Origin of the sequence: Methylobacter arcticus (assembly GCF_050917435.1) — a bacterium.
Taxonomy (GTDB): domain Bacteria; phylum Pseudomonadota; class Gammaproteobacteria; order Methylococcales; family Methylomonadaceae; genus Methylobacter_A; species Methylobacter_A titanis.
In genome coordinates, this window is sequence record NZ_CP159583.1 from 3,470,184 (window position 1) to 3,485,155 (window position 14,972).

The window sequence follows — 14,972 nt, forward strand, 5'->3', positions numbered from 1 at the left end:
CATTATTAACTAAACGCGCACTAATCTGCTTGACGCCTTAGAAAGGCTGGAATATCCAGATAGTCTAAATCCATATCTTTCTTTGGTTGAGCCCCAAAACGCGTTTCTCTACTTTCTGTTTTATTTTGGCGCATGACTGTGGGTGTATCCAGGCCTTCATAACTGACTTCGCCTGCCGCATTCTGATTGACGTAGCCTACTGACGCTTTGGGAGCAAGCTTAACCGCCCTGGACGGCAAACCCATTCCTGTAGCCACTACCGTCACTTTAATCTCATCGCCTAAGTCAGGATTAATAGACATGCCGATTTTTATAACGGCATCTTCCGAAGCAAATTCATGAACAATATTACCCACTTCATCGAATTCGGCAATGCCCATATCGGCCGCAGAAATATTAACCAAAATGCCACGGGCACCTTGTAAATTAATGTCTTCCAGTAATGGACAGGCAATAGCTTTCTCAGCCGCCTCCCTAGCCCGATACTCCCCCTCGGCTGTAGCGGTACCCATAATCGCAGCGCCCATACCCGACATCACGGTTCTGACATCGGCAAAATCGACGTTAATCATGCCTGGATGAACAATAAGTTCGGTAATTCCCCGAACGGCATCCAGCAATACATCGTTAGCCGCTTTAAACGCATTCACCAAAGATACATCGTTACCCAGCACCGGAAGTAATTTTTGATTGGGGATAATAATCAATGAATCGACGAACTTTTCAAGTTCTGCTATGCCTTGCTCCGCAGTGGCCAGCTTCTTTTTACCTTCAAATGCAAACGGTTTAGTCACCACGGCAACCGTCAGAATACCCATACTTTTGGCGATTTCTGCAATAACAGGAAGCGCTCCGGTACCGGTACCGCCGCCCATCCCTGCTGTCAGGAAAACCATGTCAGCGCCCTCTAAAACCTCTTTGATACGATCCTTGTTTTCGTCTGCCGCCATTCGTCCAACTTCGGGATTGGTACCCGCGCCCAGACCTTTGGTTAATTCGACACCTAATTGAATAATCGTATCAATGTTTAACTTTCTTAATGCCTGCGCATCGGTATTTGCACAGATAAACTCAACCCCCTCAACAAGACTACCCACCATGTGATTGACCGCATTGCCGCCACCGCCGCCGACACCAATAACTTTGATGACTGCATGTTCGTTGCTCATATCCATTAATTCATATTTCATTGCCATTACCGCTGCCCCTTATTCTATTAATAAACTATTAAAAGTTACCCTGAAACCAACTCTTCATTCTTGAGAACACGCTGGGGCCATTAGAATCAATTCTGACGCCGACGCCCTGATGTTCTTTACCATACATTAACAATCCGACCCCGGTAGAGTGAATCGGATTTTTTACCACTTCCGTTAAACCCGTCACATTTTGCGGCCCACCCATACGCACCGGCATATGGAAAATTTCTTCCGCCAAATCGATCAATCCCATGACTTTTGAACTGCCGCCTGTTAACACTATCCCGGCAGCAATTAATTCTTCATAGCCGCTGCGCCTTAATTCCGATTGAACCAACAGCATTAACTCTTCATAGCGAGGTTCAATAATCTCTGCCAGATTTTGCGTTGAAATCTTGCGCGGCGCTCTATCGCCGATACTAGGTACCTCAATAATCTCATCTACATTCGCCAACTGCGTTAAAGCGCACGCATATTTGCGTTTAATATCCTCAGCATTAAGCGTGGGCGTACGCAACGCAACAGCAATATCATTGGTCACCTGATCACCCGCTATGGGGATCACCGCCGTATGCTTGATGGCGCCTTCGACAAAAATCGCAATATCCGTAGTACCTCCGCCAATATCAATCAAGCAAACGCCCAATTCTTTTTCATCTTCGGTAAGTACCGAATTGCAGGATGCCAATTGCTCCAGCACAATATCATCGACTTCCAGGCCGCAACGCCGAATGCACTTGACGATATTTTGCGAAGCGCTAACACTACCAGTGACCATGTGAACTTTAGCCTCCAGACGAATGCCCGACATTCCGATAGGCTCTTTGATGCCTTCCTGAAGATCAATCACAAACTCCTGAGGTAAAATATGTAAAATCTTCTGATCCGCAGGAATTGCCACAGCGCGAGCGGAATCGATTACTCTATCTATATCATACTGAGTCACTTCCTTGTCCTTAATGGCCACGATGCCGTGAGAATTAAGGCTACGGATATGACTGCCGGCAATACCGGCATAAACCGACTTGATCTGGCATCCCGCCATTAATTCGGCCTCTTCAATAGCGCGCTGGATGGATTGCACAGTCGACTCCAGATTGACCACAACACCTTTTTTCAGACCGCGCGATGGTGTTGAGCCAATGCCTATGATTTCTATATTGCCGTCACTGGTAAGTTCACCAACAATAGCCGCGACCTTCGACGTACCTATGTCCAATCCGACTATCAAATTACGCTCTGTTCTTTTCGCCATTTTATTTACTCTGTATCATTTTTTTATGATTAGCCATCTATTTCACGCTGCCGATTAGCCCATTTTTCCGACCGCCAAGGATGGTGGAAGTGTCGTTATCGGTAAGGAACCGATGCCGACCGACCGCCAAGGATGGTGGAAGTGTCGTTATCGGTAGGGAACCGATGCGACCAGTCAATTTCTTCGGTTCCAGGTTTCCATGAAACCGCATATCCATTGGGATATCTCAAATCAACTATGGCTATTCGCTCAACTTGTTCTTGCCCTAATACTTCCAGCGTTTCCAAAAATCGCTGTAATTTCTTTAATTGTTCATTTCGTCCCAACAGTATTTCCAGTCCTGTTGTTAATTTTATCTTCCATGCCCATCGATCATTAATCGTAAACTCCGCCATTTTCATGGACTGATCCGCTAATGCTGTGTTGACGCCCTTCATAATTTCCAGCGTCTTTGCCTGTTTCAGCTCAGGTCCTTGCAAAATGGGCATATGCTTAAATTGATCTATATTCTTCGGCGTAATGATCTCGCCTCGTACGGTAATCAGACTTTTTTGTCCCCATCGCACATAGGGTTTCTTTTCGCGTATCTTGATGTCTATCGCATCAGGCCAGACCCGTTTAACCGTAACACTATCAACCCAAACTAGTTCGGAAATAGCCTGATGTATAGCTTGCATATCGGCATCAAAAAAGCCGGTCATCACCAAGGGCTGTAAAGCCTCTTTTATCTCGTCTTTCCCGAGGTATTGAAAAACCCCTTCGCTTCTTACATATTTAATCGGTATGCTCTTAACACCTAAAGCTGCCACCCAGAGTAGGCCCGTCATCAGTAAAACAGTGATTATGATTTTTGCAACAGTCATCCACCATTACCCGCAACTGGTTTCCAGAATACGCCAAACCAATTCATTAAAATCGATACCTGCCTGCCTAGCCGCCATCGGCACTAAGCTGTGGTCGGTCATGCCGGGGACAGTATTAACCTCTATCAACTGATACTGTCCCAAGTCATCGATAAATACATCCACTCTTCCCCAGCCTTTAACACCGACTACCTTGCAGGCCGTTACCGCCAATTCCTTCAACGACTGCTCCTGATCGGGACTCAGGCCGCATGGACAGTGATATTGCGTGGTCGTCGCCTGATATTTTGCTTCGTAATCATAAAATGCATTAGGCGTTTCCAGGCGAATAACCGGCAGCGCCTCGCCATCCAGCACCGCAACGGTATACTCTTTGCCAGTAACCCAAGCTTCTGCATAAACATCGCAACGATATTTTTCCGCCACGATTAAGGCTTTTTGCAATTCATCCCGATTACCGGCCTTGCTCATGCCGATGCTGGAACCTTCCTGCGCCGGTTTGACGATAACCGGAAAACCCAATTTTTCAATACAGCCATCCAGATCGGCTTCGTCTTCCAACAAACACCATTTGGGCGTGACCAGACCGAAACCTTGCCAGCACAGCTTGGTTCTGAGCTTATCCATAGTCAATGCCGATGCCATCACACCACTACCGGTATAGGGAATACCCAGCACTTCCAGAACCCCTTGCAGCACACCATCTTCACCGCCGCGCCCGTGGATAATATTAAATACCCGGTCAATCTTTAGTCCGGCCAACGCTTCAATCGGACTTCCGGTGACATCAATGGCAATAACGTCAACACCTTTGCATGTTAAAGCTTCGTAAACGGCTGCCCCGCTTTTTAACGAGACTCCTCTTTCCGCCGCCGACCCACCCATCATGACGGCGACTCGACCGAATTGTTTCGGTTTATTCATCACCAATGCTCTCATATTGCTATGCCTACCATACAAACCTCAGTCTGCAAGACTACCCCCTGCTGTTGTTTAATTTTATCCTGTACGTAATAAATCAGAGCTTCGATCTCCGCTGCCGTTGCATTGCCGGTATTGACAATAAAATTTGCATGCTTTTCCGACACACAAGCACCACCGATTGCGTAGCCTTTTAAGCCGGCTTGCTCTATCAACCTTGCCGCATAATCGCCTTCCGGGTTTTTAAATACCGAACCGCAACTGGGCTGATTAGTCGGTTGCGTTGCCCCTCGCTTTTCCAATAAGCCCTTGATTTTCTGCTGACTCGAGGCCGTATCGCCTTGCTGTAACGTTAACAGACAGGATAGAAACCACTCGTTATTTAAGCCCTTTACCGACCGGTAACTCACCGTAAAATCCTGTGGCTTTTTATGCGTTACCTTACCCGACGCATCCAGCATGTCCACACCGTTAACAATAGCCCAGGTTTCTCCATCAAAGGCTCCGGCATTCATCTTCAAGGCTCCGCCCATGGTTCCGGGTATGCCGGCCAAAAACTCCGCACCCGTTAAGCCCCGTTCCCCACAAAATCGCGCCACATGTGCGCAGGGAACTCCCGCTTCGACATAAACCAAGCCATCGTCGGTCAAGCTCATCTCTTTTAATCGTCCCCTGGTATTAATCACCGTACCACGGATGCCGCCGTCCCTGACCAATAAATTACTACCCAGTCCCATCCAGAACACCGGTTCGGACTCCGGCAAAGCCTTTATAAAATCGATCAAATCCTGCCGGTCTTGCGGGATGTACAGCTGATCCGCCGGACCGCCAACACGCCAACTGGTATACTTCGCCAGCTTTTCATGCTTAAGTAAGCGCCCTTTCGGTAATTGCTCCTGCATTACTGTACCTCCTGCAACCATGCAGTCGTCAGCAACAGCTTTATGCTATCGTCCTGCGCCCTTGCAATCGTTAATTCAATTGTCATTTCTTGTAGAGACCTCACACTGAAAAGTGTGTACTAAGTTCTGTCACTACAAAACAATAATTCGTCAGTATTTTCATAATTTGCTAAAAATAAATTTAATTAATTTTGGCCATTAACTATCAGAAAAACCTACTTTATTTTGTCTATTTCAGGGATTCACCAAAAATGTACAACATGACTTCCTATTTTATTCGTTAAGCAATAACAATGTACGGCATTAATTAATAGAATGACATAAGCAGAACTACATAGACCAGGCTGACAGACTAGGGAGTCACATCAAAACCAATAGCTTATCAATAGGCAAAAATTACTTACCGGGTTTTATTACAGAGAGAGAATTGTTGCTAACAACTGAGGTAACTGTGACGCAATCTGCCCGACATTACCTGCCCCCATGGTCAGTATCACATCCTCAGCTTTTACGATGCCTGCCAATATTTCAGGCAATTCTTCCCAGTCTTCAATAAATACCGGATCGACTTGTCCGCGTACACGGATGGCTCGGCTTAATGCTCTCCCGTCCGCACCGGGAATAGCTGTCTCACCGGCCGGATAAACATCCATTAAAATCAGTACGTCAACGGTTGACAGCACTTGCACAAAATCTTCGAATAAGTCACGAGTTCGGGTATATCGATGCGGCTGAAAGACAACGACCGCACGCCGATCCGGCCATGCCTGATGCAAGGCCTCAAGCGTCGCCGCAATCTCTCGCGGGTGATGCCCATAATCATCTACCAGTGTCAGTTTGCCTTCACCCAGCGGCAAGTCGCCGTTAATCTGGAAACGCCGACCTATGCCTTTAAACGCCCCCAGGCTTTTGATAATGGCCTCATCATCTACCGCCAACTTGGTTGCGACACTAATCGCTGCCAGTGCATTGAGCATGTTATGCCAGCCTGGCATATTTAAAATTATATGCAACGGCGGATAGTCGCCCCTGCGCATGACTTCAAAAGCTGTATGCATGCCCTGCTGTTTGATATTTATTGCACGGACATCGGCATCTTCATGGACTCCGTAAGTCATTACCGGTTTGGATATTTCCGGCAGAATCGCTCTTACGCCTTCATCATCCAGACACATAACCGCTAATCCGTAAAAGGGAAGATGATGTAAAAATTCGATAAAAGTATCTTTTAATCGCTGATAGCTGCCTTCATAGGTCGCCATATGATCCTGATCAATATTGGTAACTATAGCCATCATCGGCTGCAAATATAGAAACGACGCGTCACTTTCATCGGCTTCGGCAACCAAGTAATGGCCTAATCCTAACTTAGCATTACTGCCTGCGCTGTTTAAACGCCCACCAATGACAAACGTAGGATCAAACCCACCTTCGGCCAGAATACTTGCAGTCAAACTTGTGGTTGTAGTTTTCCCATGGGTTCCTGCAACGGCAATGCCAAACCTGAAACGCATCAACTCGGCCAGCATTTCCGCGCGCGGTATGACCGGTATCCTATTTAAATAAGCCTCATCAATCTCTTCATTATTACGATCTATTGCACTGGATGCTACCACCACATCGACCTGCGCAATATTCTCTCGCTTATGCCCAATATTGATAGTCACGCCCAAGTCAGCCAGTCTTTTCGTTACCGAGCTTTCTTTAATATCTGATCCTGAAACGTGATAACCCAGGTTCGACAATACCTCGGCAATCCCGCTCATACCCGTTCCGCCTATACCGACAAAATGTATCCGGTCAATATTACCTAATGCTTGGGTCGGCATCTGATTACTTGGGCGATTCATAGACCCGCCTCCGCCATGCAAATACCGGCAACGATTTTTGTCGCATCCAAGCGTGCGTATTTTTTTGCAGTTTTACTCATCACGTCCAATTGCTTAATTACCTTTGTTATCTGTTCTAACAGCGTTATTGCATTCAAATCTTTTTGCCTCAATAACTGCCCTGCACCGGCATCGGTTAAATACCGGGCATTAGCTGTTTGATGATCATCGATAGCGCCCGGTAACGGTACAAAAATGGCGGGCAATCCTACCGCTGCAACTTCGCTAACGGTCATTGCACCCGATCTGCAAATCACCAAATCGGCCCATTGGTAAGCTGACACCATATCTTCTATAAAAGCACTCACTTCGGCGTTCACGCCTAAGGCTTTATACCGACTCTCGACCTGCTGTTGCATGGCCGCGCCGGTTTGGTGCCTTACTGTTGCATTCTTTAATTCTGCCAGGGCCCCAGGCACGACTTCATTCAATATTTGGGCTCCCTGGCTGCCGCCAACGACTAATATGTTAATGCCCGGATGCGTTTCTCTGCGTGAAGCGCATTCTACGAACTGTTTTCTTAACGGGTTTCCGGTAAATTTAGCATTCAGCTTCTTATCAAAACTACCCGGAAATGCTTCCAGCACCTGATTAGCCATGCGTGCCAACAACCGGTTCGTGGTACCGGGCACCCGATTTTGTTCATGAATAATCAGAGGTATACCTAATAATTTTGCCATCAGTCCGCCCGGTCCGGCTACAAATCCGCCCATACCCAACACCACATCCGGTTTGCGCTTTTGCAATATTATCAAAGCCTGTATGCAGGCCTTCATCAGCAACAATACTGCCGTTATTTTCGACAGCCATCCTTTGCCGCGCACTCCGGCAACAGACAACCAGTCTATATCTATACCCTGGTCAGGAATCACTCGGCCTTCTAAACCTTTCTGCGTACCAAGCCAACTGACCTGCCAACCTTTTTCGATCAGCTCTTGGGCGACTGCCAACGCAGGAAACACATGCCCGCCGGTTCCTCCAGCCATAATAACGATACGCCGCCTATAGGGCATAGGCAAGGCAGATAAGGCTCCTGCTATATCTGCATTCACCGCATCCCTGTGGTTCGGGCGTGAGCAGGAGCTTTTAACCATATCGGTTTCTCGTTCCGCCGCGCCGCGCCGCAGCTGTACCCGCATTTATCTCCATGACTTCACTTTGTACCCGAAATAACAACCCAATCGCACAGCACATGATCATCATGCTGCCTCCGCCATAACTCATCAACGGCAAGGTCAGACCTTTGGTTGGCAAAATTCCCATATTAACGCCCATATTGACGAATGACTGAAAGCCAAACCAAATACCCAATCCATAGGCAATAAATGCGGAAAACCGTTGCCCTGCCTGTTCGGCGGCGACTGCTATTGCAAAAGTGCGCAAGACCAATAACGAAAATAAACCAATAACAATGACCACGCCCACTAAACCCAATTCTTCTGCTATCACTGAGAATAAAAAATCCGTGTGAGCTTCGGGCAAATAAAATAGTTTTTGTACTCCGCTACCCAAGCCTACACCCAACCATTCTCCTCGACCGAAGGAAATAAGCGCCTGGACTAATTGAAATCCGCTGTTCAAAGGGTCGGCCCAAGGATCCATAAAACTGGTAACCCGAATCAAACGGTAGGGTGAAAAATAAACCAGTAATATTGCCAATACGCAAAGGACCGACAATAATCCTATAAATTGCAAAAGCCTGGCCCCGGCCAGAAACATGATGCCCATAGCTATCATTATAATAACGACGGCTGAACCGAAATCCGGTTCCAATAACAGCAACAGGCTGGCAACCGAAAACAGCCCCAACGGTTTGAACAATCCAAAAGGCGCGTTCTGTATTGACTCCTGATATCGAGTGACATAACCAGCCATATAGATGACGGCAAAAAACTTGACTACTTCGGATACTTGTATCCTTACTCCACCTATCGACAACCAACGCATACTGCCGTTAACCTTTACGCCGAGACCGGGTATCAGCACAATAATCAGCAATAGCAATCCTGCGACAAACAACGGCGGGCCATTCCGTTCCCAGACTTTCATTGGCACTGCTGCCACTAAGCCGCCAAAAAATAATCCCAAGCCTATGTGCATTAACTGCCTGACAGGATAATACAAACTATTCCCAGTCATTTTTATGCCCAGATGCAATGATGCGGATGCAACCATTACATAGCCGATCAGTAATAAACTGATACTCACGGAAAGCAACACCGGATCAAAATAAAACCGACCGATCCGGGTTTTCATTGATGCTTTTGACATTGTTGATTGCTCATATCGCCGCCACGGATGGCAAAACCAAAGTAGGCGCTTTAGGCGATGCCGCACGGTCAACCAACGCGAACACAGCTTTGGTGAATTTATCACCCCTATCTTGATAATTTTTATATTGATCAAGACTCGCACAAGCAGGGGATAGCAAAACGCTGTCACCGGCATCGGCAAGATCCGCTGCAATCTGCACGGCTTGCGCCATATTGCCTGCCGAATAAACAGGCACACAATCGTTCAACGCTTGCTTGATCAGTCCCGCATCCTTACCTATCAACACCACGCTTTTTGCTTTTTCTTTGATTGCGGGTGCCAATTCGTTCATATCGGCACCTTTCGCGTCACCACCGGCAATCAAAATCACCTTGCGCGCATAACCCTGCAAAGCTGCAATGCAGGCACCGATATTGGTTGCCTTCGAGTCATTAACCCAGGTAACACCCCGTATTTCTGCGACACGTTGCATTCTGTGGCTTAGCCCTTTGAATTTTCGCAAGGCATTGCACATGACCTGCTCATCCAAGCCCACAGCCACGCCCAAGGCTAATGCCGCCAAAGCATTTGCCGCGTTATGCCGGCCTTCAAGCGGCAATTCAGCCAACGGCATCAACCAGGATTCATTATGCATTAGATACTCTGTGTTCTCCTTAAATGCCAGGTGGAAATCGGCTTTCTTATTAATCGAGAAGGTAAATGTCTTGCTGTCTTTATCCCGCATGGCATAAACAACAGGATCATCCACATTAATGATCATGACGCCATCGCCTCTAAATATCCGTTGCTTTTCTCGTGCGTATTCGGCTAAATCGACATGCCTGTCCAGATGATCGGCGCTGATATTGAGTACCGTCGCGGCAACCGCATTCAAGGCTGAAGTTCGTTCCAGTTGAAAACTCGACAGTTCCAGTACATACATTTGCGCATTTAACTTCAGTAAATCCAAGGCTGGCGTACCCAGGTTTCCACCTACGCCCACTTCTATCCCCGCAGCTTTTGCCATTTCACCCAACATTGTGGTCACTGTACTTTTGCCATTGGAACCACTGATGGCAACGATGGGCGCATCGACGGAACAGGCAAACAGGTCAATATCGCTGACTATTTTCGAGCCATTAGCAATGGCTTTAATAATCGACTGCTCGTTCAGCGACACGCCGGGACTGACCACCAGATGCGTCGCTACTTTAAACGCGGCCTCATCAAAACCTCCGGTAAACACCGGTGTATCGGGCATTTGCTGAAAAAATTCCTCCATCATCGGCGGCTTGGCGCGACTATCGATAATGGCGAATTTGAAATGTAAGCCTTGTAGATAATGCGCAACCGAAATACCCGTACTGCCTAGACCTACGACCAATACTTTGGCCGTTTGCGGATCCAACGCAAAATTCTTTGTTAACAATGCTGTAATTGCTGCGCTATCCATTTCTTATCTCAATTTCAAAGTAGCCAAGCCAATTAACACCAAAATGACGGTAATAATCCAGAAGCGCACGATAACGCGAGGTTCCGGCCAGCCTTTCAATTCAAAGTGATGATGTATCGGCGCCATACGAAAAACGCGCTTTCCGGTCATTTTGAAAGAGGCTACCTGAATAATCACCGATACCGTTTCCATGACAAATACACCACCCATAATCATCAATACGATTTCCTGCCTGACCAGCACCGCCAATACGCCTAAAGCCGCGCCCAGCGCCAGCGCCCCGACATCGCCCATGAACACCATCGCAGGATAAGCGTTAAACCACAAAAAGCCCAAGCCGGCGCCGACCAAAGCCGCACAAAATACGATCAGTTCCCCGGCATTGGGCAAATAGGGTATCGCCAGATATTGTGAAAAAGTCACATTTCCAGATAAATAGGCAAAAATTCCCAAACCGGTTGCTACCATCACCGTCGGCATAATCGCCAATCCGTCCAACCCATCAGTCAAATTGACTGCATTGCTGGTTCCAACTATCACAAAATAAGTCAGAACTATGTACATCCACCCCATATCCAGCATGATGTCTTTAAAGAAAGGGACTATCAACTGTGTTTCTGCCGGCAGAATTGCACTTTTGTATAAAAAAACAGCAGCCAGTAAACCTATGACCGATTGCCAGGAATATTTAGCCTTAGCCGACAAACCGTCACTGTTGCCCTTGATGACTTTTCTATAATCATCGACAAAGCCGATGATGCCGTAACCCAGGGTTACCAACAAAATAACCCATATATAGCGGTTGCCCAGATCAGCCCACAACAGCGTGCTGAATGCAATTGAAACCAGTATCAAGGTTCCGCCCATAGTCGGCGTACCCGCCTTCTCGTAATGCGACTGAGGACCTAGCTCACGAATACTTTGCCCGATCTTATTGCGGCTTAATTTCCTGATCATGACCGGCCCGATAATAAAAGAAATGACCAGTGAGGTTAAGGCCCCAAGAATGGCGCGAAAGGTCAAGTAATGAAATACCCTAAAACCGCCATCAAAGGTCATCAAATAATCTGCAAAATAAAGTAACATTCTATATCCTGAAATTTTGCCTACATGGATGTAGGTGGGGCAGATAAGGCTCCTGCACTATCTGCATTCACCATATCCCTGTGGTTCGAGCGTGAACCGGAGCGAAAATTTTCAACCAGTGCGGCTGCTACGTTCTCCATGCGCTGAGCCCTTGATCCTTTGATCAAAATCGCTTCATTACCTTTGAGTTCATGCTTTAATGCGTCAATCAAATCATTTTGGTTATCAAAAAAATCAGCCCCTTTGCCGAAAATCTTTACCGTATTGCGGGCATCAGAGCCTATAGCGAGGAGACGCACGACACCACTTAATTTAATTAGCTCCCCCATTTCTTCATGTATTTTTAAACTGTCAGGCCCCAGTTCGCCAAAAGCCCCTAAAACTAACCAATGTTCACCGGCGCAGTTCGCCAACACATCCAGACCTGCTTTAAGTGAGGCTGAATTGGCGTTATAAGTGTCGTCTATCACGATATTGCCTAGACGACTTACCAGCGGCTGCAATCGCCCCGTGACCGGCTTTACACTTTCCAGTCCCTGTTTAATCTGTTGCAGATCGATGTCGAGCGCCAGGCATGCGGCAGTCGCTGCCAAGGCGTTGACGACGTTGTGCCGACCTGCCAACTTCAGTTTTACCCTCAACTCGCCTGCCACGGTCACTAAGTCAAAGGCAGTAGCAAACTCATGATCAATAATTTCTGTTTTAACAGAATGCGCCGTTACCGTCGCCGATCTATCTAGCCCAAACGATATGATCTTTCTTGTCCCCGCTACCGATTTCCAGTAGTCAAAATAGGCATCATCGTGATTAAGAACTGCCACGCCGTCCTGTTTAAGCGTCTGAATTATTTCCCCTTTCGCTTTGGCAACACCGTCGATACTGCCAAAACCTTCGATATGCGCGGCTCCCACATTGGTAATAATCGCAACATCAGCCTGCACATATTTGCTGGTATATTCAATTTCGCCCGGATGGTTTGCGCCCATCTCGATGACCGCATACCGGTGCTGTTCGTTCAAACGCAATAAAGTTAAGGGCACACCGATGTCATTATTCAAATTACCTTGAGTAAACAACGTATTGCCTACAGGATGTAGGCAAGGGGCGTGAGTAGGAGCGGAAGCTTTGCCATTGACACTCAATATTGCCGCCACCATTTCCTTGACTGTGGTTTTGCCGTTACTGCCGGTAATACCCACTACCGACACGATCGCTTTTTTTCGCCAGGCGCCTGCCAGTTCGGCCAAGGCCAAGCGCGTATCGTCAACCACGATATACGGTATGGTTGGTCGCATCAGTTCCCCACTGATTGCGACACTTCTGACCTCCAAGGATGGAAGGAATGCCGACGACTGCAGGGAGCAGTCGCGGCCACCATCCCTGGCGGTCGCCTTAATGCCCTTATGAACAATGGCTGCCGAAGCTCCAGCTTGTTCTGCCTTATCTATAAATTCATTGCCGTCAAAGTTATGACCGTTAATCGCAACATAAAGCTGTCCCGACTTTATCGCTCTGGTGTCGATACTGACCGATGAAACCACAACATCTTCGCCGATCAATTTTCCCTGCACACACGCTGCAATTGCACTTAGCGTCATATTCATTCTTGAGCCTTGCGCCTGTCCAATGCTTCCATCACCGCCTGCCTATCGCTAAATGGCTGTTGTACGCCGTTGATTTCCTGATATTGCTCATGGCCTTTACCCGCAATCACAATGCAATCATTTTTAGCCGCAGTTGCTACCACTTTTTGTATCGCCTGCTCTCTGTTTTGTATAACTTCAACCTTTACCGATCGGCATCCGGCCAAAATATCGTTAACTATATCCAACCCGTTTTCGTAACGCGGGTTGTCATCGGTAATCACCACATGATCCGCCCAATATTCGGCAATTTTTCCCATTTGCGGGCGCTTACCCGTATCTCTATTGCCGCCACAACCGAAAACCACCCATAGATCCCGTTTGCAATGCTTACGCAAACTGGATAAAACCTTGTCCAATGCATCCGGCGTATGCGCATAATCCACAAAAATTAATGGATCACTCTCTGTCCCCAGGAGCTCCATACGGCCATCAACCGGCTTTATATCGGCCAATTTTTTGATCGCCGCATACAACGAAATCCCCATAGCCAGCATTACGGTCAAAACAGCCAGGACATTTTCTACATTAAAATCGCCAAACAGAGGGACTTTTACTCGCTGAATCTCAGTCATCCAGCGTACATCAAATTCGATTCCGTCCGCTTTATGCAAGATGTTTTCAGCTCTTACACACTCGCCTGAATGCGCTGCTTTCCCTTTAACACTAAACTGCCACAGCTGTACTGATTTAGGGCAGGAGGCAATAATCTGCTCACCGTATTCATCATCCAAATTCACTACGGCGAAAGCTAAACCTGGCATTTTTAGTAACGCCAGCTTGGCCTGCACATAAGCGTCCATTGTGCCGTGATAATCCAGGTGGTCACGGCTGATATTGGTAAATACCGCGCCTTTAAATACCACGCCATTGACCCGGCCTTGCTCCAGACCATGCGAGGAAACTTCCATCGCCACCGTGCGTTTTTTGTCCTTTAATAATTCAGCCAGTATTTTCTGAATTGCCAGGGCATCGGGGGTGGTATTCAAGGTCTTATTGAGCTTGCCCCACTCGCCCCAGCCGAGAGTCCCTATAATTCCGCAGTCCTCCAGCATCTGCCCCAAAAACTGACTGCAAGACGTTTTCCCATTAGTGCCGGTAATGCCGATAATTGTCATAAACTGGGATGGGTCGCCATAAAATCGCGCAGCCAATTCGCCCAACTTCAAGCCCAGATTTTCCACTGGAATCATCGGTGTTTGCACCGGCGAATTCATTCTCCTTTGAGCGGACAAATTCATCCCTATACGATCTGCCAGCTGCCAACCATCCCCGGCCGGATCAAAAATGACCGCACTTGCTCCATTATTAATAGCTTGCTCAACGTGCGCCAAGCCATGCTGTTTAGCACCGGCTAAAGCAATAAATGCATTACCACCAACAACGGCCCGACTATCCAAAACTAATCCAGTAATCGGTATATCGTCCTGATCAGGAAACGAGGCGAATCCATGTAATAAATCTTTCAGCAAAAACTCACCGTGTCTTGGTTTCTCTGTAGCCGACAC

The 14,972-nt window shown here is 47.4% G+C and carries 12 protein-coding genes; all 12 read right to left on the minus strand.

The features are described 5' to 3' along the window. Nucleotides 1-20: 20 nt before the first annotated feature. Nucleotides 21-1,190 carry a cell division protein FtsZ gene (ftsZ, locus tag ABXJ76_RS16520; RefSeq protein ID WP_432746552.1) on the minus strand — a complete coding sequence of 390 codons (1,170 nt, stop codon included), beginning with the start codon at nucleotides 1,188-1,190 and terminating at the stop codon, nucleotides 21-23. 37 nt (nucleotides 1,191-1,227) lie between these two features. Beyond that, a complete protein-coding gene (gene ftsA, locus ABXJ76_RS16525) occupies nucleotides 1,228-2,454 on the minus strand; it encodes a cell division protein FtsA (RefSeq protein WP_432742096.1) in 1,227 nt (408 codons plus the stop codon). Nucleotides 2,455-2,549: 95 nt separating this feature from the next. Continuing rightward, a complete protein-coding gene (locus ABXJ76_RS16530) occupies nucleotides 2,550-3,281 on the minus strand; it encodes a cell division protein FtsQ/DivIB (RefSeq protein WP_432742098.1) in 732 nt (243 codons plus the stop codon). A 42-nt stretch (nucleotides 3,282-3,323) separates the two neighbouring features. Next, complete coding sequence (locus ABXJ76_RS16535) at nucleotides 3,324-4,241, minus strand: D-alanine--D-alanine ligase (RefSeq protein ID WP_432746554.1); 918 nt, start codon at nucleotides 4,239-4,241, stop codon at nucleotides 3,324-3,326. A gap of 11 nt (nucleotides 4,242-4,252) precedes the next feature. Continuing rightward, entirely contained in the window at nucleotides 4,253-5,140 is an 888-nt protein-coding gene (gene murB, locus ABXJ76_RS16540) for a UDP-N-acetylmuramate dehydrogenase (RefSeq protein WP_432742100.1), read from the minus strand. A 413-nt stretch (nucleotides 5,141-5,553) separates the two neighbouring features. Continuing rightward, nucleotides 5,554-6,990, minus strand: a complete 1,437-nt coding sequence (gene murC / locus ABXJ76_RS16545) for a UDP-N-acetylmuramate--L-alanine ligase (protein ID WP_432742102.1) — start codon at nucleotides 6,988-6,990, stop codon at nucleotides 5,554-5,556. After that, a complete protein-coding gene (gene murG / locus ABXJ76_RS16550; RefSeq protein WP_432746556.1) occupies nucleotides 6,987-8,042 on the minus strand; it encodes an undecaprenyldiphospho-muramoylpentapeptide beta-N-acetylglucosaminyltransferase in 1,056 nt (351 codons plus the stop codon). The genes murC and murG overlap by 4 nt, the downstream gene beginning before the upstream one ends. Nucleotides 8,043-8,115: 73 nt before the next feature. Beyond that, nucleotides 8,116-9,300: a putative lipid II flippase FtsW gene (gene ftsW / locus ABXJ76_RS16555; RefSeq protein WP_432742104.1), complete on the minus strand. Its 1,185-nt coding sequence runs from the start codon at nucleotides 9,298-9,300 to the stop codon at nucleotides 8,116-8,118. Between the two features lie 10 nt (nucleotides 9,301-9,310). Next, complete coding sequence (gene murD / locus ABXJ76_RS16560; protein WP_432742106.1) at nucleotides 9,311-10,735, minus strand: UDP-N-acetylmuramoyl-L-alanine--D-glutamate ligase; 1,425 nt, start codon at nucleotides 10,733-10,735, stop codon at nucleotides 9,311-9,313. 3 nt (nucleotides 10,736-10,738) lie between these two features. Further along, nucleotides 10,739-11,821, minus strand: coding sequence for a phospho-N-acetylmuramoyl-pentapeptide-transferase (mraY, locus tag ABXJ76_RS16565; protein WP_432742108.1), 1,083 nt, complete (start codon nucleotides 11,819-11,821; stop codon nucleotides 10,739-10,741). A 20-nt stretch (nucleotides 11,822-11,841) separates the two neighbouring features. Further along, on the minus strand, nucleotides 11,842-13,425 hold the full coding sequence (locus ABXJ76_RS16570) for a UDP-N-acetylmuramoyl-tripeptide--D-alanyl-D-alanine ligase (protein ID WP_432742109.1): 1,584 nt from the start codon (nucleotides 13,423-13,425) through the stop codon (nucleotides 11,842-11,844). Then, nucleotides 13,422-14,972 carry a UDP-N-acetylmuramoyl-L-alanyl-D-glutamate--2,6-diaminopimelate ligase gene (locus ABXJ76_RS16575; protein WP_432742111.1) on the minus strand — a complete coding sequence of 517 codons (1,551 nt, stop codon included), beginning with the start codon at nucleotides 14,970-14,972 and terminating at the stop codon, nucleotides 13,422-13,424. The genes ABXJ76_RS16570 and ABXJ76_RS16575 overlap by 4 nt, the downstream gene beginning before the upstream one ends.